A 23,407-nucleotide genomic window follows, 5' to 3' on the forward strand; every position below is an offset into this window, starting at 1 on the left:
TAGAGATGCTTCGACAGGCTCAGCATGACGTACCATTGGTATAGACGTACCATTGGTATAAAGGATTGCTAATAAGGCGCGCTAGGCCACTTCGTAGGTAATGCTGGTTACTTCCACCACTTCCTCCTTTGGCCCCAAACGCAGCGTAACCGTTTTGCCGAGCTTGGCGCCTTGTATTGCGCGGGCAATGGGTGCCACAAAAGCTACTTTTCCTTCTGCTACGGATGCCTCATCCACGCCTACGATGGTAAACCGGCGCTCCATGCCGGGCTGGCCGCCACTTTTGGTTACGAGAGTGACGGTGGCCCCGAACCGAACCTCTTTCGCGGGCTGAGTGCGTGGGTCTACCAGTTTGGCGCTGGCAATGCGGGCGTTGAGAGCCGTGAGGCGGCCGTTGAGCAAAGTGAGCTGCCGGGTGCGGTCAGCCTCGTTTTCACGGTTGGCTTCGGCAATGGTGCGCTCCGCTTCCAGAACAGCCAGCTCGGCCCGGAGCTGCTCTAGGCCAGTTGGCGTCACGTAGTTAGGTGACCCTGCCGGCAGCGCCGGCCGTGGCGGGATAATGGGAGCTTCGAGAGAATCGTCTTCTTTGGTAAATGCGCGGCTCATGTTATGATCTAACGCAGCTTTAAGCACAGAGTTAAGCATACCCGGCAGTAGCTTTCGGACTGCATTCGGTTGCCCTCTCCGGTATTACTTCTTACCTTCTGACTGGCCTAGGCCACTGCTTCACCTGCCTATACGTGCCATGAAACTGATCGATAAAATTGCCTAGCTGCACCTGGAAGACGGCAAGCTCCTGAGCACCCGTAGCCGGGGCAAAGACCGTTACTATATCCCCGGCGGCAAGCGAGAAGCGGGCGAAACCGATGTGCAAACCCTGCTGCGCGAAATCAAGGAGGAGCTTACTGTTGACCTTGAACCTACCAGCATCACCTATGCGGGCACTTTCGAAGCCCCAGCCCACGGACACGCGCCCGACGTATTGGTGCGCATGACTTGCTACCAGGCCCGCTACGTAGGCCACCTCCAAGCGGCCGCCGAGATTGAAGAAGTAGTCTGGCTCACCTACCGAAACCGCCCGGAAGTATCGGCCGTCGATCAGTTAATCTTCGACTGGCTGAAAGAACAAGGCTTGCTGGCTGATTAAAGGTGTTCTTCCGACCGTAGGCAGGATCTGAGCTAGCTTCTAGGCCACTTCCCCAGATTCCTCGCTGCACTCGGAATGACAGTTCTAGCCCTGACCTACCAGCGCCTGCATCTGCTTGGCGTTGCCGATGGCGGAGGCATCGATATCGTTGTTGAAGTACACGTAGGCCTGCTTTACCTGCGGAGCGGCCTGCACTTCGGAAACGATACGTCGCAGAAACTCCTCGCTGTACGGCGACTTGTACAGCTCCGGCGTGCCGTGAAACCGGTAGTACAGAAAGTCGGTGTTGGCTACCACGTCATCGGGCAGCTGCGGGTGGCTTTGGCCGGCGAAGGCAATCCGGCGGCGCGACAGTTCCTGAAATACCTGCCCTTCCCACCAGCTTGGGTGCCGAAATTCCAGCACGTTCTGGTAGGCCGGGTCCAGGCTTTCTACAATGCGCTGTAGGCGCTCCTCGGAGAAGGTCATGCGTGGCGGCAGCTGAAACAACACTGGCCCAAGCTTCTCGCGCAAACCCTCCTGCACCGTGCCGTAGAAGTCGGCCAGCAGCTGGGTGGTGTCGTGGAACTGCTTGTAGTGCGTTATCAGCCGGGGTGCTTTCACTGCAAAGCGAAACTCCGGGATGCTGTTCTGGTACCACGGCTCCAAAAACGAGAGCTGGGGGAAGCGGTAAAAGGTCACGTTCAGCTCCAGCGTCTGGAAGTGCTGGCTGTAAAACTCAAACCACCGGCGCTGGGGCAGCTTCTCCGGATAGAAAACGCCCCGCCAGTGCTTGTAGTGAAAGCCAGAACAGCCAATGTGCCACATGGACGGTGAAGTGGTGAATGAGTGAATGAGTGAAGTGATAAGGTTGTACGCACGTCCTTCACGATAGCAGTTTTACTACCCATGAACTTCAGGCTCTTACTCTCTCTTCTCGGAGAGGGGCCGGGGGCAATGCACCGTGCTAGAACGACTGGCCTAGCACATCGTGCTGACGTGATAAGATCCTTCCTTCGTCAGGATGACGTGCTATGTAAGTGTGCTGGGGTAGACTTACTGCGTGTTACCCCGGCTGTACTCACCGCGCACGGCTGTATCGGAGCGGCCAGCCCGGACGAAGGCCCACCCCGCAACCAGCTGCAAAACGCCGAGTGCCAGGAAGGCCAGGTCCCAGGGCAGCTTGTTGTCAGTGTATTCGTACACGTGGTGCAGGCCTAGCAAGTTGTGGTCGATGATGCCTTCGATGACGTTAAACAAGCCCCAGCCCAGCAGCAACGCTCCAAAGAACGTGCGCCCCGACCACGGTACGTCGCGGCGGTGGCCTACGCGCCAGAGCACCGTCAGGCCAATGGCCGTCATCACCCACACGGCCGCGTGAAACATCCCGTCCCAGTACATATTCACCTTGGCGGCCACTAGGTTATCGGGCGGCATCTTAGCGGAGAGCATATTGTGCCACTGCAGAATCTGGTGGAGCACAATGCCATCGACGAAGCCGCCCAACCCGGCGCCAATCAATAGGCCCGCCGAAATAAGCGGGCCGCGGTGTAGCTGTTCAGCCATGGGAAGTAGAGGATAAGAAGCGAGCTTTGATTAGTGGCGCATAAAACACGCCCGCGGCCAACAACAGCAGCGCCCCCACGGGTAGCAGCAGCGTAAGTAGGTTGGCGCTATACTCCGGCGTATGAATGGCAGCCTGCACCCGCGGCCTGCACACCCGGCACGCCATAGCCGTGGGGCCGATGAGCAAGAAGAGGGCAGTCAAGAAGCCAATAGCAAGTGCTTTCATAGTAGGGTGATATTCACTTTAACTCGTCGTGCTGAGTGAAGCATCTGCAACGCTTTTCGCAATAGGCTTAGGCCTGTTGAGTAGTCAGAGGTTAAGATGCTTCGACAAGAGGGCGCCAGATGAAGCACGACGGGGTATATATCTCTGACCTACGACCTCTTACTTATGGAGGTTGGTAGCGTTGAGCTTGTTATCAAGCTAGCCCTGGGCCACTCCGGTGGTATCTCCTAGCAGCTTCCGTAGCTCGTAGGCGTTGAGCACGCCGGCCCCACCGATGCCGTTGTTGAAGTACACGTAGGCCTGTTTCACGCCCGGCGCGGCCTGAATTTCGTTGGCAATGCGCTGCAAAAACTCTTTGCTGTACGATGACTTGTACAGCTCTGGCACGCCGTGGAAGCGGTAATAGACCACATCAGTATTGGCTACTACGTCATCAGGCAGGGGCATGGGGTGGCTTTGGCCCACGAAGCTGATGTGGTGGCGGGCCAGCTCCCGGTACACCTCCCCTTCCCACCAGCTGGGGTGGCGGAACTCCACCACATTGGTAAACTCTGGGTCGAGGTTGGCCAGCAGGCGCTCCATTAATTCTTCGGTGTACGCGGCTTTGGGCGGCAGCTGAAACAGCACCGGCCCGAGCTTTTCACGCAGGCCTTCGCGCACGGTGCCGTAGAAATCGGCCAGCACGGGCTCGGCTTCGGCGTTAAATTTCTTGTAGTGCGTGACGATGCGCGGGGCCTTCACGGCAAATTGAAAGCCTTCGGGGCTCTGGTCGTACCAGTTCTCTAAGGCCTTCAGCTCGGGCATCTTATAGAAGGTAACGTTCAACTCCAGGGTATTAAATTGGGTGGAGTAATACCCAAACCAATTGCGCGGAGGCAACTCTGGCGGATAAAATACGCCTTTCCAGTCGCGGTAATGAAACCCAGAGCAGCCGATGTGGATAGCGGGCATGGCAGAAGCATTGGTAAGCGGAGTTTCTACGCAGCCCCCTAGCCTAGTGGCTTTGGGGCATCAGCCTAGGCCTGTTTCACTCAATCTTTTCTCGCCGCTCGCCCAACTTCACCCTAGCTGTTACGTAAACCAAAATCTGTGTCTAAACGGTAACGGTGCGGATTGACGCGTTTCTTTTCCAGTCCGCTGTAGCATCTGCGGCAAGTATCACCACTACTCATCAGCGGGCCTCTTGAGCCCCGCTCTCATCATTTGTATTATGGCAGACGAGAACCCTGGAACTCCTCCGGAAAACGCTGACCACGACGGCAACCGTCGGGATTTCCTAAAAAAATCAAGCCTACTTACCGCCGTTGCCCTCACCCCCGGCCCTGTGCTGCACGCCGCCTCGGCGGAGTGGGATGAGAAAGTGGCGGCCGCCTTCGAGAAAGTACCCCTGAAGCTGGAAGTAAACGGCGTAAAGCACAAACTTTCGGTGGAGCCCCGTACCACGCTGCTGGACTTGCTGCGCGAGCAACTACACCTCACGGGCACCAAAAAGGGCTGCGACTACGGCCAGTGCGGCGCCTGCACGGTGCACGTAGATGGTGAGCGGGTAAACTCCTGCCTGCGCCTGGCCGTGATGGAAGACGGCAAGAAAATCACCACAATTGAGGGCCTGGCCAATGGCGACAAACTGCACCCCATGCAGGAGGCCTTCGTGAAGCACGACGGCTTCCAGTGCGGCTACTGCACCCCCGGCCAGATTATGTCGGCGGTGGCGTGCATCCGGGAGGGCCACGCGGGCTCCGAGGGCGAGATTAAGGAGTACATGAGCGGCAACATCTGCCGCTGCGGCGCTTATTCCAACATTGTAGCGGCCATTCAGGACGTGAAAAACGGCGGTCAGAAAGTATGAACCAGTTCCAATACGTTCGCCCCACTAAGCAGAAAGCGGCCATCGATGCCCTGGCCAAGGACACCTCGGCTCAGTTCATTGCCGGCGGCACCAACCTCGTTGACCTGATGAAGCGGGGAGTGATGACCCCGCAGAAGCTGGTCGACATCAATAAGCTGCCCCTCAACAAGATTGAGAAGGAAAACGGCGGCCTCCGCATCGGGGCGCTGGCTTCCAACAAAGCTGTGGCCGAAGACAAGCTGGTGCTGGAAAAGCAGCCCCTGCTGGCCCAGGCGCTCGTAGCCGGCGCTTCGGCGCAGCTGCGGAACATGGCTACCGTGGGCGGCAACATGCTCCAGCGTACCCGCTGCTACTACTTCTACGACACGGCCATGCCCTGCAACAAGCGCGAGCCAGGCTCGGGCTGTGGCGCTCTGGAAGGCATCAACCGCATGCATGCCATTTTCGGGTTCTCCGATAAGTGCATTGCCGTGCACCCCTCCGACATGAGCGTGGCCCTGGTGGCGCTAGATGCCACGGTGCTGGTCAGCGGCCCCCGTGGCGACCGGCGCATCCCCTTTGCCGACTTCCACCGCCTCCCCGGCGACACACCCCAGAAAGACACCAACCTGGAGCAGGGCGAGCTGATAACCGCCGTTGACATCCCCGACGGGCCCTTCACCAAAAACGTGCACTACCTGAAAGTGCGCGAGCGAGCTTCCTACGCCTTCGCGCTTGTATCCGTAGCCGCGGCCCTGAGCCTCGACAATGGCACCATCAAGGATGCCCGCTTAGCCATGGGCGGCGTAGCCCACAAGCCCTGGCGCCTCAACGAGGCCGAGAAATTCCTGGTCGGCAAGCCCGCCACGGAAGACACGTTCCGCCAAGCCGCCGCCATCGCTATGCGCGACGCCAAGGCTTTCAAGCACAATGCCTACAAGCTGAAGCTAGGCCCGAACTCCATTATACAAGCCCTGAAGAACGCCACCGCAGTGGGCTAGAGAGTTTTTCTAGCTCTAGTGCGCCTCACCCCTAGCCCCTCTCCGAAAAGGAGAGGGGGACTAGCTCTAGTTATCGTTCTAGGCCTCTTTCTCTGCTTTTAACTACTCATCCAAAGCGGGCCAATTACAACCCGTTTCCCGTTCGGCTCCCCCTCTCCTTTTTCGGAGAGGGGGCCGGGGGGTGAGGCGCACTACAGAACGAAGTAATTCACCCCTCCATCACCCATCCCCATGCCCAAGCAAACCGCCAAAGAAGGAGCCGTCGGCAGCCCGATGCACCGCGTAGACGCCCGGCTGAAAGTGACCGGCGCGGCGCGGTACGCGGCGGAGCACTCGGTGGCGGGTGTGAAGCATGGGGTACTAGTGACGAGCACGGTGGCGCGGGGTCGCATCAAGGAGCTGGATACGGCTGCGGCGGAAAAGGTCCCGGGCGTGCTGGCTATTATCACCTACCGAAACTCCCCCAAAGTACCCGGCTACTCCGATGCCAAAGCCAGTAATAACCCGCGGGTAGAAGGTCAGGAAATCAAGATTTTCTACGACGACCAGATTCACTTCTACAACCAGCCCGTGGCCCTGGCCATTGCCGAGACGCTGGAACAGGCCCGCTACGCTGCTTCGCTGGTGCGAGTGGCCTACGAGCAGCAGCCCCACCAAACCGATCTGGCGGCCAACCTGCAACAAGGCACCGAGCCCAAGAAGGAAAAGGATTACGCCCGCGGACAGGCCTACGCTTACCGCAGCGCCCCAGTGCACATCGAGCAGCAGTACGGCACACCCATTCAGGTGCATAACCCCTTGGAAATGCACGCGGCTATTGCGCTTTGGGAGGGTGATAAGCTGACGGTCTACAACAAAACGCAGGCCCCTAAACTGGCCCAGAAGGACTTGATGCGCATGTTTCAATTACCCGAGGAGAACGTACTGGTGCACTCGCCCTTCGTGGGCGGGGCGTTCGGGGGTTCCTCGCGCATCTGGCCCCAGGAAACAGCGGCTATCCTCGGAGCCAAGCACGTAGGCCACCCCGTGAAGCTGATGCTCCGCCGCGAGCAGGAGTTTAACCTGGTGGGGTACAGGCCTAGGTCGATGCAGAAGATGGGCTTGGGGGCTACTCCGGATGGAGCCTTGGTGGGCGTTACGCATGAGGCATTCGGCAACACCTCGCAGTACGAGCAGTTTGCCGAGCGCATTGTGCACCCCACCAAGTCGGCGTACCACACGCTCAACATGAACACGGTGTACAAGGTGGTGCCCCTGGATGTGAGCACGCCCTGCTGGACGCGCGGCCCCGGCGAATCGAGCGGCTCCTTTGCTCTGGAGTCGGCGATGGACGAACTGGCCTACGCGCTCCGCATGGACCCCGTGGCCCTGCGCCTGCGCAACTACGCCGAAACCGACCCCGAGAACGATAAGCCCTGGGCCAGCAAGCACCTGCGCGAGTGCTACGAGCGCGGCGCCGCTAGCTTCGGGTGGAGCAAGCGCAACCCCACGCCCCGCTCCACGCGGCAGGGCGACTGGCTCGTAGGCCAGGGTATGAGCTCGGGCATCTACAAATCAGAGCGGCAAGAAGCCACTGCCAAGGCCCGCCTGATGGCCGATGGCACCCTGCTCATCCAGAGCGCCACCGCCGATACCGGCCCTGGCACGGGCACCATCATGGCCCAGATTGCCGCCGATGCCAGCGGCGTAGCGCCCGAGAACATTCGGTTTGAGCTGGGCGACTCGGCCCTGCCGCCAGCACCTATTCAGGCTGGCTCGCACACGGCTACGTCGGTTGGCTCGGTGGTGCACGATGTGTGCGTAGCCCTACGCGAACAGCTGCAGGACCTGGCACGTGGCCAAGCCGGCTCGGCATTCAGCAACACCCCGCCCACCGATTTGGTGGCGCTCAACGGGGAGCTTCAGCTGGCTCAGGACAGTAGCAAGCGGGTTTCCTACCAGGATATTCTCAAGCAGCAGAACCTGCCCATGCTGGAAGTAACGCGCCAGTCGAAGGGCGGGCCGGAGCTGAAAGAGCACTCGGGTAAGTCGTTTTGCGCCAACTTCGTGGAGGTGCACGTGCACGCCCTCACTGGTGAGGTGCGCGTGCGGCGGGTGGTGTCGGTGGTAGATGCGGGGCGGGTGCTCAACCACACCACGGCCCGCAGCCAAGTGCTGGGCGCGGTGGTGTGGGGCATTGGGCAGGCTCTGATGGAGCAAGCCGTCATCGACCACCGCTACGGCAACTTCATCAACCACGACCTAGCCGAATACCACGTGCCCGTCAACGCCGACATGCCGGAGATTGACGTGCAGTTCATCGACAAACCCGACCCCATCATCAGCCCCACGGGCGCCAAGGGCCTCGGCGAAATTGGCCTGGTAGGCTTTGCCGCCGCCGTAGCCAATGCCGTGTACCACGCCACCGGCACCCGCGTGCGGGAGCTGCCCATCACCCCCGATAAGCTGGTCTAGGCCAGTCGGACACTCACTTCGCACTTCGTTTTTTATGGATACTACCCCCACTCCCAAGAACAACATCGGCAAGCCCATGAACCGGGTGGATGGCCGGCTCAAGGTTACGGGTGCGGCCCTCTACTCCGCCGAATACAACCTGCCCAACATGAGCTATGCCGTGCTCGTGGGTAGCACCATTGCCAAGGGCCGCATCAAGAGCATTGATGCCCGCGCCGCCGAGCGGGCTCCCGGCGTGCTGGCCGTTATCTCCCATTTCAACTCGCCCAAAGTCCCGGGGTTCGTTCCCACTGGCAAAGACCCCTCGCAGCCCCAGACCGTAGGCGGCCGCCTAAAGGTGTTTCACGACGACCTGGTTCGCTTCAACGACCAGCCGATTGCGGTAGTGGTGGCCGATACCTTGGAACGCGCCCGCTACGCCGCTCGCCTGGTAAAAGCCCAGTACGACCAGGACAAGCACATAACCGACATGACGGTGGGCGTGCAGCAGGCCTTCGTGCCTACTCAGGCGAAGAAAAACCCAAAATCAGGAGTGGCCGATTACGTGCGCGGCACCGCCGACGCTTACAAAACGGGGGCGGTGAAGCTCGAATCGGAGTACGTTATCCCGACGGAAGTGCACCACCCCATGGAGCTGCAATCCATCATTGCGCATTGGGAAGCCCCTGACCGCCTGACGCTTTACGATAAAACGCAGGGCACCATGGCTACGCGGCGCGACTTCGCCAAAGAGTGGGGCCTGCCCGAAGAGAATGTGAAGGTTATTGCCACTTTCGTGGGAGGTGCCTTCGGCAATGCCCTGCACAGCTGGCCCCACGAGTCGGCCGCCATCATTGCGGCGCACAAGGTGAACCGGCCGGTGAAGCTCGTGCTTACCCGCGAGCAAATGACCACCATGGTGGGCTACCGCCCGCATACCTGGCAGAAAGTGGGCATGAGCGCTACCCCTGACGGGAAAATCACGGCTATTACCCACGAAGCGGTGGGGCAGACCTCCAGCTACGAGGAGTTCACGGAATCGACGGTGCAGCAAACCCGCATGATGTACCAGTCGCCGAACGTTAATACCCGCTACCGCATTGCCGCTCTCGACGTGAGCACGCCCATCTGGATGCGCGGCCCAGGGGAGGCCACAGGCGCGTTTGCCTTAGAGTCGGCGATGGATGAAATGGCCTACCAGCTCAACATCGACCCGATGGAATTCCGGCTGCGCAACTACACCGACAAGGACCCCGAAAACGGCAAGCCGTGGTCGAGCAAGTTCTTGAAGGAGTGCTACCAGATGGGCGCCGAGCGCGTGGGCTGGAACAAGCGCCAGCTGAAGCCCGGCAGCCTGCGCGATGGTGACTGGCTGGTAGGCTACGGCATGGGCGTGGGCACCTTCGGGGCACACCGCGGCTCCTCGAAGGCCAACATCCGGCTGCTGCCCAACGGCACGGTACTGCTGCAAAGCGCCGTGACGGATATTGGGCCTGGCACTGGCACGGCCATGACGCAGATTGCCGCCGACACGCTAGGCCTGTCGCCGGACAAAATTAGGTTTGAGTGGGGCAACTCTGACTTTGCGCAGGCCCCCACCCAAGGGGGCTCGGCCATTGTAAATACGGTGGGCCCCGCCGTGCAGGAAGCCTGTTTGGCGCTGAAAGAGAAGCTACGCACCATGGCGGCCACCGGCAATACGGCCTTTGCTTCGGCTAAGAAGGAAGACGTGGTGTTTGCCGATAGCCACATCAGCTTGAACGGCAACCCCGGCGCCCGCGCCAGCTTCGCCGATCTGCTGAAGCAGACCGATGGGGGCTTCGTTACCGTGGAGTCGAAGCCCGAGGGCGACAACCAGAAAAACTACTCCATGTACTCGTTCTCAGTGCATTTTGCCGAGGTGCGGGTACATCAGCTGACCGGCGAGGTGCGCGTGAGCAAGCTGGTTTCCTGCGCCGATGCAGGCACCATCGTGAACGAGAAAACCGCCGGCAACCAGATGAAGGGCGGCGCCGTGGGCGGTATTGGCATGGCCCTCACCGAGCACGCCGCCATCGACGACCGGTTCGGCCGCTACGTCACCAAGGACCTCGCCGAATACCACGTACCCGTGCACGCCGACGCGCCCGACGTGCAAGTGGCCTTCGTGAACCAGCCCGACCCCTACGTGAATTCCCTCGGCACGAAAGGCATCGGCGAAATTGCCATCATTGGCGTAGCCCCTGCCATTGCCAACGCGGTGTTCAACGCCACCGGCAAGCGCGTGCGGGAGCTACCCATCACGCCAGACAAGCTCATCTAAGTGGCCTAGGCCACTCTTCACTAGCCAGTTGATTGGCAATCTTACTGTGGCTGCCGCCGATAGAAATCTGTCAGCGGCAGCCATCTTGTTGTATAAGTAACTCAAGTAGTGGAGTCCAGCTACAACTAGTTCCCCTCCTCAGATGAGGAGGGGCTAGGGGTGGTTGACTAGCCTAGAACGATAACTAGCTCTAGTTTTTAGTTCTAACCTTTCAACCACCCCTAGCCCCTCCTCATCTGAGGAGGGGGAACTAGTTTTAACTATGCTCCACTACTTAGGTTAAGAAGGCTGCTGGGTGGTGCTAGCTGCCACTATTCTGTCTGGCGTCAGTCTAGTACTGCCGCGTTGTATACCTTCCTTTTGCCATGGTTACTACTCACTTCATGATCCTTACTGCGTAACTCAGAGATGTTAGCTCAACTACCTACGCGCGGCCTCGCGCCTTCTCTGAAATCGGTGCTGTTGCTCGCGCTTTGCTGGCTGCTTGCTCTTCCGCTCACGGCCCAAACCGCCTCCGCTCCCGCAACCGGGCGCGTGGTGGTCAAGACCCTTGACTCCAAGCTGCTGCGTGGCAACCCCGGCGGCGAAAATCCGCGCCGCCGCGTGAGCGTGTACTTGCCGGCCGACTATGAAACGCATCCGCAACGGCGCTACCCGGTGGTGTACTACCTGCACGGCTTTACCTGGAACGACAGCCTGATCTTCAATCAGGATGGCATGAAGGCCCTGCTGGATCAAGCCATTGCCGACCGCCAGATCCGGCCCTTCATTTTGGTGGTTCCCAACGAGCAAACGCGCTTTGGGGGTAGCTGGTACGTTAACTCTGCCACCAATGGCCCCTGGGCCGACTTTACCGCCCGGGAGCTGGTGGAGTTCATCGACAAGAATTTCCGGACGCTGGCCCGCCCCGGCAGCCGCGGCCTGGCTGGGCACTCCATGGGAGGCGGTGGCACCATTCGGCTGGCCATGCAATTTCCTGGTACTTGGGCAGCGGCTTATGCCCTGAGCCCCGCCTTTTTGGGGGCACACCCCAGCTATCTGCCAGGCCCTGGCCTACCCATTGCGTTGCGGGCCAAGAGCTTTGCCGATGTGCAGGGCAGCCATGTGGCCTTGGCTACCGTATCCCTCTCCCGGGCCTTATCGGCAGCTCCCAAAAATCAGCCGTTTGGGGCCGAGTTGCCCGGCTCATTGGGCCCCGACAGTGTAGCTCGCCGCGATGCAGTGCTAGGCCGCTGGGTGGGTTCTACCCCTATCGCGCAGCTCCCAACCCGCATTGCGGCGCTGCGCCAGCTGCGGGCACTAGCCTTCGACTGGGGTGCCCAGGATGAGGTGCGCCATATCCCGCCTACCTGCTACACATTTAGCTCCTGGCTCAATAGCTTTGGCTTGCGGCACACGGCTCAGGAATATGAGGGCACCCACGGCAGCCGCATTATGGGCCGTACGGGCCGCATCTACCAGCAAGTGCTACCGTTTTTTAACACGCACCTTGATTTTGAGTAGTAACCTATGGGCTATTCAAAGAGTAGGTAGCAAATCCTCTTCCCTACTTCCCACCTTCTCTACCTATGGATACTATCCGCTCCTTCTCCGCCGACTCTGAAGACGCCTTGTGGCAACAAGTAGCCGCTGATATGGCCCGCGAGGCCAACCTGTTTGAATACACGGCCGACCTGCACCAAGAGGGCTACACCGTCCGGCTGGAGCTTGACATTGATTTAGGCGGCGGATTCGAGGGCGGATTCGAGACAACCACTTTCACGGCCCCGGTACCCACTCACGTAGAGCTACGGTTTGCCCTGCATGAGCAGGACTGGATTCATGAAATCGGCAAGCTACTAGGCCTAACGGATGTGCAATTAGGCTACCCCGAACTGGACCCCGCTTATATTATTACTACCAACGACCCCGCCGCCCTGCAAGGCCTCCTCTCCGACCCTGTGCTCCGCGAAACCCTGCAGAAATATCAAGAGCTACGCCTGTCGCTGGCCCCCACTCACCACGACAACGTTGATGAGCTGTTTCTCACGCTCACCAAAGAGCAAGCCATCACCGATCCGCAGCAGCTCCAGGAAATTTATCATCTGATGCTTTCCCTCCTGCAGCAACTTTCGCCCGCGGCACCGGTGGCACCAGCTACCTCATTGAGAACAAACGCCTAGGCCACTATCGGTTACTGGGTGGCAGCTCCTACTGTTTTACAGCTTAGTGCTAGCTTCCCTTTTCATCTAACTAGGGAAACTGGCTCTAATAAATGAGTAAGAGGTCTGAGTAGTCCAGCGCCAGCCGGACAACTCAGACCTCTTAGCTGTTTCTAGGCCACTTTACTTGCCAGGAATGATGCCTATCCAGTGCAGCACCCACCCTAGCATATATACTATTGGGATGATGAGCCCGTAAGCCCACCAGGGTAAATTACTCAGGCGTTGGCCTAACCCAACATAGCGTCTTGGTCTCGTTTCCATGGCTGTATTTGGTGTAAAGCATTGTGTATCTGAATATAGGCAATACATTCACCAAAAACAATATACTCCTGCAGCCTAGCCATTTATACGTCGGACTCCCTGTGTGGTGCTCCCGCTACAACACTAGTTGGGTGTGCAAACGAGCCAATGTTTCCTCGGCATCTTCGCACATGCCGGGGTGCACGGGGGAGGTTTGCACAATGGTGCTGCGCGTGGCCGTAAGCCACCGGAACCGCGAGGCCAGGGGCAGCTGCCCAATGGGGCCGCCCTCTTTGCGGCCCCTGCAAATTCGCTCGAAGGAGCGTAGGCGCTCCGTTAGTTCCGCTAGGTCTAGCTCATTGCCGGCAAAAGCGCGCAGTCGGGCTTCCGGCACCTCAAACCGGGCCTGCAAAAAGCCCTGGGAGGAGCAGTACAGGATTACGCCGACGTTGAGAAACTCCTCGCGCTCTACGCGTGGCACCACGCGCAGCACGGCGTATTCATACAAGTGCTTTTCGGGCATTTTCGGCTTCCTGAACAAAGGTTTCGGAGGCGGCCAGACGCGTCGTCAGGAACCGCACATAATTCTCCCGCTGTACTTCGGCATCTACCTCAGGCTCGGTCAGCCACTCGGCCGGTACCAGCGCCAGAATAGCCCGAATGACGTCGGGCGTCAGGCGGGAGTGGCCTAGCGCATCGGCGGCAGCCAGCTCTTTGGCTTGGGGCAGCAGCACGTGGTCTTTCACCTGCGGAAATGGGCGGGGCTTGGGCTCGGCCCAGCCGGGGCCGGCGTGGTGCACGTACAGCGCCGCGCCGTGGTCAATCAGCCACAGCTCTTTGTGCCACATCAGCAGGTTGGTGTTGCGGGCCGTGCGGTCTACGTTCATTGTGAGGCAGTCGAGCCACACAATGAGAGATGCCATGGTAGGCTCGATGGTGTTCACCAGGGGGTCGAAGGTGCTGGCGCCGGAGAGGTAGTGCAGGGCCAAGTTAAGGCCGGTGCTGAAGCGCAGCAGGTCCTGAATTTCCTCGTCGGGCTCGGTGCGGCCAAAGGCCTCGTCGAGCTGGCAAAATACTAGCTCTGGCACCCGTAGGCCTAGGGCGCGGGCCATTTCGCCCACCACCAGCTCGGCAATCAGGGCCTTCACGCCCTGACCGGCGCCCCGGAATTTCACCACGTACATAAACCCATCGTCGGCCTCCACAAGGGCCGGCAAGGAGCCTCCTTCGCGCAACGGGGTAACGTAGCGCGTTACATCAACGGTTCTCAAGGAAAGGGAACTAGCCTGCATAGAGCTCGAACAAGAAAGGATAGGCCGCACAAAGGACGGACAATTCTGGAAGTTTCCGGTGGCGCCTTGCGTACAGTTAGCCAAGGCCACCATGCATCTGCTTACGGGAAAACCACCCGTGCAGCGGCCACTGCTAGTGTAACCATGTGGCCAGCTGTTAGTACAACCCAATACCAAGCACTGACCTAGCCTTCCACACGCCTCTTCTTTTATATGCCTTACATCGTCACGCTTACCCTAAACCCTACCGTTGATAAGAGCACTACCACCGGTCAGATCATCCCAGACCACAAGCTGCGGTGTGCTCCGCCCAAGTTTGAGCCCGGCGGAGGCGGCATCAACGTCTCGCGGGCGCTTAAGCGGCTGGGGACTGAATCGGTAGCGGTGTTCCCGGTAGGCGGCCCCGCTGGCCTGTTGCTACAAGAACTCCTGAGCCAGGAAGATATTCTGCAGCAGCCGGTGGTAACCGTTGGCCGGACCCGCGAAAACTTCATTGTGGTAGATGCTTCTACGGGCCATCAATACCGCTTCGGGATGCCGGGCACCGAGCTGGCTGAGACAGAGCAACAGCAGGTGCTCACAGCCCTCAAGAGCTTGCCCGGCAATCCTGATTTTTTGGTAATCAGCGGCAGCATACCGCCCGGCGTAGAGCCAGAATTTCTGGTAAAAATTGTGCAGGCGGCTAAAGCCCGTGGCGTGAAAGTGGTAGTTGATACCTCCGGCCCCGCGTTGTACCGGCTGCTGGAGGAAGGGGTGTACCTGGCCAAGCCTAATGTGGGCGAGCTGAGCCGCATGGCCAACATTGATGAGCTCGACAACGAAGCTGTAGCCCAAACAGCCCACGCCTTAGTACGGGATGGCAAATGCGAAATTGTGGTGACGTCTTTGGGGCCCCAGGGAGCTTGCGTAGTTACCAAAGACCTTGTTGACCACGTACCAGCACCCGCCGTGAAGAAGCGCAGTACCGTAGGCGCCGGCGACAGTATGGTGGCCGGCTTGGTATATGGGCTTTCCACGGGCCTTTCCGTACGCGAAACAGTACGCCTAGGCATAGCCTGTGGTACGGCTGCTACCATGAACCCCGGTACTGAGTTATTCCGGAAAGACGATGTAGACCGGCTCTACCACTGGCTGCTGCAGAATACTATGCTGTCCTCGGCAGCCTAATGGCTACGTCCATACTGAGCAACAGCAGAAATAGACCAAGCTGAAAGGCACTGATAATAAGCCGGTTTTTACAAGCTAATCCGGCTTATTATCAGTAAATTAAGGATACACCCCCTTCACCTTAAGCCTATCAGCCATGAACGAACAAACCGCCCTGATTACCGGTGCCTCCAGCGGCATCGGGTTGGAGTTGGCTCGTTGCTTCGCGCGCGACGATTACCGCGTCGTGCTTGTGGCCCGCCACCTCGATGAGTTGCAGGAAGCCGCCCGCCTGCTCCACCAGGAGTTCATGGGCGTTGACATTCTGCTGCTGCCCTTCGACCTGAGCCTCCCCGATGCGCCCGCGCAGCTCTACGCCGAAACCACGCAGCGCGGACTTCGGATTGATGTGCTGGTGAATGATGCCGGCTTCGGCGAAACTGGCTACTTCACCGACACCGACATGGAAACAGAGCTTCACATGATTCAGGTGAATGCCACTTCCCTAGTACATCTCACTAAGCTTTACCTGCGCGAGATGGTGGCGCGTAACGAGGGGCGCATCCTGCAGGTAGGGTCGGTGGCCTCCTTCTCTCCCAGTCCCTGCCAGGCGGTGTACGCCGCAACCAAGGCCTTTGTGCTCAGCTTTGCTGAAGCCGTGCAGCACGAGCTCAAACAGCAGAAGTCGGCCGTGACTATGACCATTCTCTGCCCCCCACCTACTGATACCAACTTCTTCCGCACTGCCCACGCTGAGCATACCCGCGCGGCGGCTCATACGGCCTCAGCCCGCGCCGTGGCTGAAGAAGGCTATGATGCCTTGATGGATGGCGCGGCCCGCTGCTTACCCACACTGGGGGCCAAGGTCAACTTTTTCTCCAGCCTGGTTCTCCCCGACTCAGTGCTGGCCACGCTCATGAATACTCAGTTGCACGCTACGGCCAAGTAGCTACCTCTCCCACTTTCCCCTAACGCCTCCCCGCCTTGTGGCGGAGGGGCGTTCTTGTTTTTGAAAGTCTTCAGTTGGGTAGGTTAGGGTTACCTATCCACCCAGCGTATCTATCCTTGGTGGGGTGCGTACCTCTAGGCCAGACGTAGTTGTTACCATGCCCCACACTCCACAAAAACCTGAGTTGCCCACTTGGGTATTCCTGCTGTTGCGCTTCGGCTCTCTTGCGCTGGTAATGGCCTTGGCGTGGTACCTGGTGCGCTGCCAGTCATAGGAGCCGCCCAGGTTTAGCCCTGCACTGGCCTAGCAGTGGCCACTACTGCTGCTAGGCCAGTTGGCTTTCTTGCCTCTACTGTTTCAGCCCTGCCATGATTGTTCGGGAAACCCCTACCAGCTTCATCTGCCTCGCTCAGCACGACCACGCCCAAATTTCCGGCCGACTGGCGGAGCAGTGGCAGCTTGCCTATTTCGAAGGTCTCAGCTACCGGCCAGAGGTGCTACTAGCCGTTCGGGAGCATGACCGCGCCTGGATTCCGCTGGATGCGGCCCCCATTTGGAACGAGCAGGCTCAGGCTCCACACTCTTTCTTGGACTACCCCACCGCGCCGAAAGTGCAGCATTATCAACAGGGCATTGAGGAAGTAGAGCACCTGGCGCCCTATGCGGGTCTGCTATGCAGCTTGCACTACACCAGTTTTCCTGACCTAGCCAAGAGCCCCGCCGGCCAGCAGTTCTTGCGCACGGAAACTGAGCGCCAGAACCGCCTCAAGCAGCAGCTCCAGCTCATGGCTCCCGCTATGGCAGCCACCCTAGAGTTTCACAAGCGGCTGCTGCGCTTCGCCGATAACCTCTCGCTCTACCTCTGCCTCAATGAGCCGGGCACCAGCAAAGAGCACGAGCACCCCTGGTATCGGGCCGGCATCCCCTTCTCCGACTATTTCGCATTTACCGGGCACCAGCTGGTGCAGGTAGAGTGGCCTAGTCCCACGGCTGTACATATTTCCCCCTCTCCTTTCACTGAGAGCTTTGCCGTAACCTTGCGTTACCGAGAGCTTCTCAAAGCCCGGCTAGCGGCAGTAGGCCTAGGCCAGTGCTTTGCGGAAGCGCCGGTCGCAGAGCTGGAAGTCTGGGTGCACTCAGGACAGGCCTAGCGCCCCAATTAGCTTTCCTAAGCCAGCGGTAACTCCGTGCTAATAGCAATGCGGTTCCAGGCATTGATAACCACCATGGCCATTATTGCCTGAGCCAGGTAGTGCTCATCAAATAAAGCAGCAGCTTGCTGGTACGTGGCATCCGAAACCCCAGCTCGACCAATGAAGGTTACTTCTTCCGTTAGGGCTAGCAGGGCCTTCTCGTCCGGAGTAAACAGGCTGGTTTCGCGCCAGGCGGAGAGCAGGTACAGCCGCTGCTCCGTTTCGCCATCTTTGCGGGCCTCCTGCGTGTGCATGTTGATGCAGTACGCGCATTTATTCAGCTGTGAGGCGCGCACTTTTATGAGGTGCTTGTGGGCGGCGCTGAGCTTGGAAGTACTGAGGTACTTCTCCAGACCAAACATGGCTTTGTAGGCCTCTGGCTCGGTGGCTTGCATAGTGAGTCGCATCTTCAAAAGGGGTTTGGGTTGAAGTATGCGTCAAAGTTCTGCCTCCGCAGCTCGGGAAAACTTAATCTAGTTCAAGAAACGCTGGCCGCTACCGATGCCCCACTTTCGCCCGGATCTTACTCAGAAACTCCGGCGTAAAGCCCAGGTAAGAGGCCAGCATATACTGCGGCACTCGCTGCACAAACTCCGGAAACCGATCATTGAAATGGTGGTACCGGGCCTCTCCAGAGAGAGTGTAAAGAAACTTTACGCGGAACAGCGCCGCCGCTGCCGACTTCTGCAGCAGAATGCGGAAGTACCGCTCTAGCTGCGGCAGCTGGCGCAACACTTCTTCCTGCACCCGCTTCTCAAACACAATTACCTCCGTACTCTCAACCGCCTGAATGTAGAACTGCGAAGGCTCCTGATTATCGAGGCTGGCGTAATCAGTGAGCCACCAGTTCTCGATGCCGAACTGAATGGTTTGCTCTGTGCCTTTCTCATTCACCAGGTAGGTGCGCAGGCAACCCTGCTGCACGAAATAAGTGGCTGAGCACACCTGTCCTTCGGTCAGCAAATGCTCTTTGCGGGCAATAGTGCGGTGGCCTAGGTAGGTCTGAAGTAAGTCAGCCTCCGCCTCGCTGAGCCCCACGTACTGGCCTATGTGGGCCAGTAGCGAGGCGAAGCAGCGGCTGGGCTCGGTGGCAGCAGTGTAGCTTTCCTTCACGGCCGCTTCAGGCCTAAACGCTCCACGGTTTCACCCTCAAAGTCGAACTCGATGAGAATGGCCGCCTCGTCGCCTACCACCCAGCCATCGTGGCCGGGCGCAATGGCTACTACCTGCGGGGCGGTGTACTCCTCTAGCGTTCCATCGGCGTACTGAATGGCCAAGCGGCCAGTGGCCAGAAACCCAACGTGCGCGTGCTGACACAGCTCCGTACCAATTACTGGCTTCAGATCCTTCGACCACCGGAACCCCACCGGATACACCACGCGCTTCACCCGGGAGTTGCCGGTGCGCACCACATCTACCTGCACGCCGCCCACTTCCCGGCGGGTGGCGTCTTTCAAGGGACCGAGCAGTGTTTCCGTATTCATAAGGCGAATGAGTTTAGGCTGGTGGGGAATAGTGATTTCCTGAATATAGCACATCCTGCGTTTAGCCCTAGGCCTCTCCCGCACGTTACTTCACACCACTCACATCTCGCGCGCAGGCAGGCTCTGACCTCCGTTCATGCTCCTACTCTCTTATACCCCGGCCTTGCCTTTACAAACACTTGTTTGTGAGAATATTATCGGTTTAAAAAGCCCGAATTATCATCATTAAGTTTTCGCTAGCAAAAAGTAATGTGTAAGATTCCGGGGCTTATTCCTATGGGGCCAGCAGCTCCACAGTTACTACTCCTTCGCTAGGCCTACCTAGAAGCCTATCAGCGCGTTACCGTTTACAGGCGTGTTTGTTTTGCCCCGGTTTGTTCTCGTGTTTCTTGCTCAACAATACGAGCAGAATACGGTCCTAGAGGTACATATTCTTCACCAACCAAACCCTACCATTATGGATTCGTCCACCTCACAAGCAAACAGCCAGCTAAACGACACCCTGCAAGCCCTGAACGGTGGCCTAACTGCCGCCGCTCCGGCTGCGACCGGCAACATCGATAGCTGGATTTCCACCCTCAACGGAGCCGGTAGCCCCGCGCTGAGTGCCATTTCTTCAGAGTTAGAAAACCTAAAAAGCGCCATTGGCAGCGGCAACGGCTCGCAGATCAGCCATTCGTTGAAGACGCTGGGCGAGCACACCACCAAAGCCGCCGAAAGCGCCACGCCCGATGCGAAGTCGCAGCTGCAGCAGTTGGGCCAGACGCTGAGCTCCGCGGCTACGTCTTTGCAAGGCTAGGCCTCTACCCAACCCGCAAGCGAAACGGCTACTTCCCCACTAGGGAGGTAGCCGTTTTTTATTTACTGCTATGCGCGTGCTAGCCTTGTCAGAGCCTCGCGCCTGAGTGGCCTACGCGTGCGCGTCGTGGGGGCGCAGGTGCCGATACAGCATTTCGGCAGCGGCTTGCAGCAGGGGCAGGTCGGTGGTTCGCTCTTCGCAGCGCTGCATATCGTAGTGGCACAAGGTCCCGAAGGCCTTACCCGTCGCATCCCGAATCAGTACACCGCAGTAGGAAACCACGGGAGTATCAACCAAGCCTTTTACGCGCGTGTCTGTGGCAGCATCCGTGATTTCCAGAGGAGCCTCTTGCCGCCCCACCAGGGAGCAGTACGTGGCCACCATGGGAGTATCGTTTCCCTTCAGCAGCTGCGGGTTGTACCGGTCAAACAGTACCTCATTGCGCAACATGTCGCCGTCGAAGCGAAAGATGCCGGTATACTGGTGCGGGGTACGGTGGTTAAGATACTTAAGTGCCGCATGTATTCCCTGTTGCCGGAGGGTGCTTTCAAACTCTCCTATTTCGCGGTGCATAATGGGCTGCTGTTCCTGATTGGTGCTCATGGTGTGCGGATAGGGCGGCGGAAAAACAGGATAGCAGACTACTATCTGCCTCTGCTGAACGAATGTATTGATCAGCTTTTAACTTTTGTCAGAAATCACTGAGAGAAACAACAAGCATTCCTGTTTCGTGAATCTCCAGTAAGCCTTAGGCCTGTTTGCAGACCACTCTGCTAGTGTATCCCAACATTGCCCCCAGTAAGAAAAGGGCTACTGCCACTCCTTATCTCATACCAGGCCAACAATGCTAGCAAGCAAGGTGCTCACACAAACCGACGTAAGGGTAAGCCCGATTGGCTCGTTTTGTTCAGATCCTGGTTCAGCTCCCAGCTATCCGGTTAAGTACTCTGCTAAGTTGCTGAAGTAGATATTGTGGAAACAAAATTTATGGAGGTTCGTTTGCAAACTTTGAATTACAAAGTACTTTTACACCAGCCTTACCACAGGCATCGCAATACGCAACCTCCTTAGCACTACACCCATGGTAGAAGTAGCAAAACCACAGAGAGGCAGGAGCCGCAGGCGGCAACTGTGGTTGGGGGCTATAGTCCTGCTTGCCGTGGGTATAGTGTTCCTCTTGGGTAAATGGAAAGAGGCATCTGACCGTGGCGGCCAGCTACCTCGGGAGCCTTTCCGCATTGCCGGCAACCTCTATTATGTGGGCACCCGTGACGTTACTTCCTTTTTGCTCACTGGCCCACAAGGCCACGTGCTGATTGATGGCGGCTATCCCGGCACCGCCCCCATGATTCTGAAAAGCATTGCTACCCTGGGCTTCAACATCAAGGATGTAAAAATCCTGCTCAACTCCCACGCCCACCTTGACCATGCCGGTGGCCTAGCAGCGTTGCAGCAGGCCTCAGGGGCGCAACTGTGGGTAAGTGAAGCTGACGCCGACATCATTTCCTCGGGCGGGGTTAGTGCCCGAAATATGGCCCCGGTGAACGGATTAGTCTATTTGGGAATCATGCGGTACCCCGCGCCCCGCATAGTTCACCGGTTTCAAGATGGCGCACAAATTAGCCTGGGGCCCATTCAGCTCACGGCGCACGTAACGGCCGGCCACACGCCGGGCTGCACCACGTGGGCATTTCCAGTTCGGGACGGTGGCCGGGAACTGTTAGTGGTTAGCGTAGGCAGTCTATCGTTGCCCATGCCCACCTCCCTGTTTAATTGGAGGTATGATGCTACACTGCGGCAGGAATTGGAACGCAGCTACGCAACCCTCCGCCGCCTGCCCGCCGACATCTATCTCTCCTCCCATGCGCGGCCCTTTAGCCTAAAGCGCAAGTTTGAGGAGCGCGCCACTGCCCCCGACCCAGTAGCTCCTTTTCTAGACCGGGCAGGCTACCTGGAAGACATACAGAAAGCGGAGGTGGCCTACCACAAAGCGCTTCAGGAGCAGCAGTAGTTGCCCGCTTATGTAGCCCACATAGTCCCTCACTCAGAAGTCACCGAGCAACTCAACGCAAACCTGATATGAAAGCCGAAGTACTTCAGAACTTAGATAATCCTCGGCAGCTGGAAAAGCTCTACAGGAATAACAGCACTGCCTTTAAAAAGGAATTTAACGCTATCTATCCTAGCGTTAAAGAAAATACCGTCGCTCAGATTTGGTACGAGAGGCTAAACTTTGAGCATGAGGGTATTTACTGGGGAACTGAAAAAGAAATAGCCTTTGTGTTGCTTGCCGCTACTGCTGCAGGACTTATTGCAAAAATTCCTAGCGTCTTCCTTATTGATCCAGAGTTCTTTTATCCTAGAAATATTGCCTTTATAGTATTTCCATTACTGACTATTTATTTCCTCTGGAAGCAAAAACTGCCCACAAAGACAATAATAATTGCAGCCTTTATTACGCTGGCTTCGGCTGTTTATATCAACCTGTTACCCCGAAACGATAAGAGTGACACGTTTATCTTAGCCTGTATTCATCTGCCCTTGTTATTGTGGGCGGTGCTGGGGTTCACATATTTGGGAGATACCCCAAGCAGCACCTCTAAGCGCCTCGACTTCCTCCGTTACAATGGTGACCTAGTGGTTATGACCACCATTATCCTGATTGCGGGCGGTTTGATGAGTGCCGTTACGCTAGGCCTGTTCCAGCTCATTGGCCTGCATATAGAAACGTTTTACACGGAATATATTGTGGTTTGGGGGCTTGCGGCTGCTCCAATTGTCTGTACTTATTTGATTCAAACGAATCCTCAATTGGTAAATAAAGTATCGCCAGTAATTGCGAAAATATTTACTCCGCTGGTGTTAATAATGCTTCTCGTGTACCTGGCGGCAGTACTATATACTGGCAAGGACCCGTACAACAACCGGGAGTTCTTATTAATTTTCAATGCGCTCTTACTTGGCGTAATGGCTCTGATAGTATTCTCAGTTGCAGAGGCATCAAAAAGCTCAAGCAATAAATGGACGAACCTTTTATTATTGGCTCTATCCATTGTTACCATCCTTGTAAACGGTATAGCGCTATCTGCTATTTTATTCAGAATTTCTGAATGGGGAATAACGCCTAATAGGTTGGCAGTTTTAGGTGGCAATGTTCTTATCCTGACAAATCTTCTATTAGTAACCTACCGCCTGTTTAAAGCGACAAATGATAGTAGAGAAACCGATAAAATTGAGGAAAGCGTAGTTTCTTTTCTGCCGATTTATGGCATGTGGGCACTAGTAGTAACGTTTGTTTTTCCCCTGGCTTTTCACTTCCACTAGTACAAGCCTCAGGAGGTGCCCCTACGCTATTGTTCTAACAGCACTGCCCTGGCCTACGAGTAAACTAATAGCCAACCCAGAACCAGCCGCGAGTAGCGTTACCCTATAAGGCAGCGCTGTATCACGAGGGCTTACACCTCATTTATGAATACCTAATACTTGCCTTGCAAAAGACACCATATACACTTTGAAATACAAAGTTCTTTTACTTACTTCAGGTCGGCTAATAATGGCGCACCAGTGGCCCCTACAGTGATGCTACTGCCGCCATCTACCCTTGCGCTCCAATCTCAT

Annotated in this window: 24 protein-coding genes; 13 read left to right on the forward strand and 11 right to left on the reverse strand. The window is 57.6% G+C overall.

All coding sequences use genetic code 11. The features are described from left to right. Positions 1-81: 81 nt before the first annotated feature. On the reverse strand, positions 82-606 hold the full coding sequence (locus EU557_RS05460; protein ID WP_135529379.1) for a GreA/GreB family elongation factor: 525 nt from the start codon (positions 604-606) through the stop codon (positions 82-84). 172 nt (positions 607-778) lie between these two features. Between EU557_RS05460 and EU557_RS05465 the strand changes: the two genes are divergently transcribed. Beyond that, positions 779-1,147, forward strand: coding sequence for an NUDIX hydrolase (locus EU557_RS05465; RefSeq protein WP_342588222.1), 369 nt, complete (start codon positions 779-781; stop codon positions 1,145-1,147). 84 nt (positions 1,148-1,231) lie between these two features. Here EU557_RS05465 and EU557_RS05470 read toward each other — a convergent pair whose 3' ends face one another. The 4 genes from EU557_RS05470 to EU557_RS05485 form a co-directional block, all read right to left on the reverse strand. Continuing rightward, positions 1,232-1,954 carry a DUF72 domain-containing protein gene (locus EU557_RS05470; protein WP_135529380.1) on the reverse strand — a complete coding sequence of 241 codons (723 nt, stop codon included), beginning with the start codon at positions 1,952-1,954 and terminating at the stop codon, positions 1,232-1,234. Between the two features lie 228 nt (positions 1,955-2,182). Then, complete coding sequence (locus tag EU557_RS05475; protein ID WP_135529381.1) at positions 2,183-2,692, reverse strand: DUF2243 domain-containing protein; 510 nt, start codon at positions 2,690-2,692, stop codon at positions 2,183-2,185. Next, complete coding sequence (locus EU557_RS05480) at positions 2,685-2,918, reverse strand: hypothetical protein (protein WP_135529382.1); 234 nt, start codon at positions 2,916-2,918, stop codon at positions 2,685-2,687. The genes EU557_RS05475 and EU557_RS05480 overlap by 8 nt, the downstream gene beginning before the upstream one ends. 198 nt (positions 2,919-3,116) lie before the next feature. After that, positions 3,117-3,869 carry a DUF72 domain-containing protein gene (locus tag EU557_RS05485; protein WP_135529383.1) on the reverse strand — a complete coding sequence of 251 codons (753 nt, stop codon included), beginning with the start codon at positions 3,867-3,869 and terminating at the stop codon, positions 3,117-3,119. A gap of 259 nt (positions 3,870-4,128) precedes the next feature. On the opposite strand from EU557_RS05485, the gene EU557_RS05490 reads away from it, so the two are divergent. The 6 genes from EU557_RS05490 (at position 4,129) to EU557_RS05515 (ending at position 12,644) form a co-directional block, all read left to right on the forward strand. Further along, on the forward strand, positions 4,129-4,767 hold the full coding sequence (locus EU557_RS05490; RefSeq protein ID WP_135529384.1) for a (2Fe-2S)-binding protein: 639 nt from the start codon (positions 4,129-4,131) through the stop codon (positions 4,765-4,767). After that, complete coding sequence (locus tag EU557_RS05495) at positions 4,764-5,747, forward strand: FAD binding domain-containing protein (protein ID WP_135529385.1); 984 nt, start codon at positions 4,764-4,766, stop codon at positions 5,745-5,747. Before EU557_RS05490 ends, EU557_RS05495 begins: the two co-directional genes overlap by 4 nt. Before the next feature lie 231 nt (positions 5,748-5,978). Beyond that, a complete protein-coding gene (locus EU557_RS05500) occupies positions 5,979-8,201 on the forward strand; it encodes a xanthine dehydrogenase family protein molybdopterin-binding subunit (RefSeq protein ID WP_135529386.1) in 2,223 nt (740 codons plus the stop codon). A gap of 34 nt (positions 8,202-8,235) precedes the next feature. Beyond that, a complete protein-coding gene (locus EU557_RS05505; protein WP_135529387.1) occupies positions 8,236-10,482 on the forward strand; it encodes a xanthine dehydrogenase family protein molybdopterin-binding subunit in 2,247 nt (748 codons plus the stop codon). Between the two features lie 408 nt (positions 10,483-10,890). Further along, a complete protein-coding gene (locus EU557_RS05510) occupies positions 10,891-11,985 on the forward strand; it encodes an alpha/beta hydrolase (RefSeq protein ID WP_135529388.1) in 1,095 nt (364 codons plus the stop codon). Positions 11,986-12,050: 65 nt separating this feature from the next. Then, positions 12,051-12,644 carry a hypothetical protein gene (locus EU557_RS05515; RefSeq protein ID WP_135529389.1) on the forward strand — a complete coding sequence of 198 codons (594 nt, stop codon included), beginning with the start codon at positions 12,051-12,053 and terminating at the stop codon, positions 12,642-12,644. Positions 12,645-13,062: 418 nt separating this feature from the next. Here EU557_RS05515 and EU557_RS05520 read toward each other — a convergent pair whose 3' ends face one another. Continuing rightward, positions 13,063-13,449: a DUF3037 domain-containing protein gene (locus tag EU557_RS05520; RefSeq protein WP_135529390.1), complete on the reverse strand. Its 387-nt coding sequence runs from the start codon at positions 13,447-13,449 to the stop codon at positions 13,063-13,065. Then, positions 13,427-14,218, reverse strand: a complete 792-nt coding sequence (locus EU557_RS05525; RefSeq protein WP_135529391.1) for a HipA family kinase — start codon at positions 14,216-14,218, stop codon at positions 13,427-13,429. The genes EU557_RS05520 and EU557_RS05525 overlap by 23 nt, the downstream gene beginning before the upstream one ends. 213 nt (positions 14,219-14,431) lie before the next feature. Between EU557_RS05525 and EU557_RS05530 the strand changes: the two genes are divergently transcribed. From EU557_RS05530 to EU557_RS05540, 3 genes are all read left to right on the forward strand, one after another. Further along, positions 14,432-15,385 (forward strand): 1-phosphofructokinase family hexose kinase, encoded by a 954-nt coding sequence (locus EU557_RS05530; RefSeq protein WP_135529392.1) that lies wholly within the window; start codon positions 14,432-14,434, stop codon positions 15,383-15,385. 136 nt (positions 15,386-15,521) lie between these two features. Next, positions 15,522-16,313 (forward strand): SDR family NAD(P)-dependent oxidoreductase, encoded by a 792-nt coding sequence (locus EU557_RS05535; RefSeq protein WP_135529393.1) that lies wholly within the window; start codon positions 15,522-15,524, stop codon positions 16,311-16,313. 368 nt (positions 16,314-16,681) lie between these two features. Continuing rightward, positions 16,682-17,464: a DUF3891 family protein gene (locus EU557_RS05540; RefSeq protein WP_135529394.1), complete on the forward strand. Its 783-nt coding sequence runs from the start codon at positions 16,682-16,684 to the stop codon at positions 17,462-17,464. Between the two features lie 17 nt (positions 17,465-17,481). Here EU557_RS05540 and EU557_RS05545 read toward each other — a convergent pair whose 3' ends face one another. The 3 genes from EU557_RS05545 to EU557_RS05555 form a co-directional block, all read right to left on the reverse strand. Then, a complete protein-coding gene (locus EU557_RS05545; RefSeq protein WP_210115984.1) occupies positions 17,482-17,913 on the reverse strand; it encodes a carboxymuconolactone decarboxylase family protein in 432 nt (143 codons plus the stop codon). A gap of 88 nt (positions 17,914-18,001) precedes the next feature. Beyond that, entirely contained in the window at positions 18,002-18,619 is a 618-nt protein-coding gene (locus tag EU557_RS05550) for a Crp/Fnr family transcriptional regulator (protein WP_135529396.1), read from the reverse strand. After that, positions 18,616-18,990 carry a cupin domain-containing protein gene (locus EU557_RS05555; RefSeq protein WP_135529397.1) on the reverse strand — a complete coding sequence of 125 codons (375 nt, stop codon included), beginning with the start codon at positions 18,988-18,990 and terminating at the stop codon, positions 18,616-18,618. The genes EU557_RS05550 and EU557_RS05555 overlap by 4 nt, the downstream gene beginning before the upstream one ends. A gap of 457 nt (positions 18,991-19,447) precedes the next feature. On the opposite strand from EU557_RS05555, the gene EU557_RS05560 reads away from it, so the two are divergent. After that, positions 19,448-19,789, forward strand: coding sequence for a hypothetical protein (locus EU557_RS05560; RefSeq protein WP_135529398.1), 342 nt, complete (start codon positions 19,448-19,450; stop codon positions 19,787-19,789). A 111-nt stretch (positions 19,790-19,900) separates the two neighbouring features. On the opposite strand, the gene EU557_RS05565 is transcribed toward EU557_RS05560, so the two are convergent. Further along, a complete protein-coding gene (locus EU557_RS05565; protein ID WP_135529399.1) occupies positions 19,901-20,392 on the reverse strand; it encodes a hypothetical protein in 492 nt (163 codons plus the stop codon). A 556-nt stretch (positions 20,393-20,948) separates the two neighbouring features. Between EU557_RS05565 and bla the strand changes: the two genes are divergently transcribed. Together bla and EU557_RS05575 are read left to right on the forward strand one after the other, a co-directional pair. Then, a complete protein-coding gene (bla, locus tag EU557_RS05570; RefSeq protein WP_167855095.1) occupies positions 20,949-21,800 on the forward strand; it encodes a subclass B3 metallo-beta-lactamase in 852 nt (283 codons plus the stop codon). A gap of 68 nt (positions 21,801-21,868) precedes the next feature. Next, a complete protein-coding gene (locus EU557_RS05575) occupies positions 21,869-23,113 on the forward strand; it encodes a DUF4153 domain-containing protein (protein WP_135529401.1) in 1,245 nt (414 codons plus the stop codon). Positions 23,114-23,407: the final 294 nt, after the last annotated feature.

Origin of the sequence: Hymenobacter wooponensis (assembly GCF_004745865.1) — a bacterium.
Classification (GTDB): Bacteria; Bacteroidota; Bacteroidia; order Cytophagales; family Hymenobacteraceae; genus Hymenobacter; species Hymenobacter wooponensis.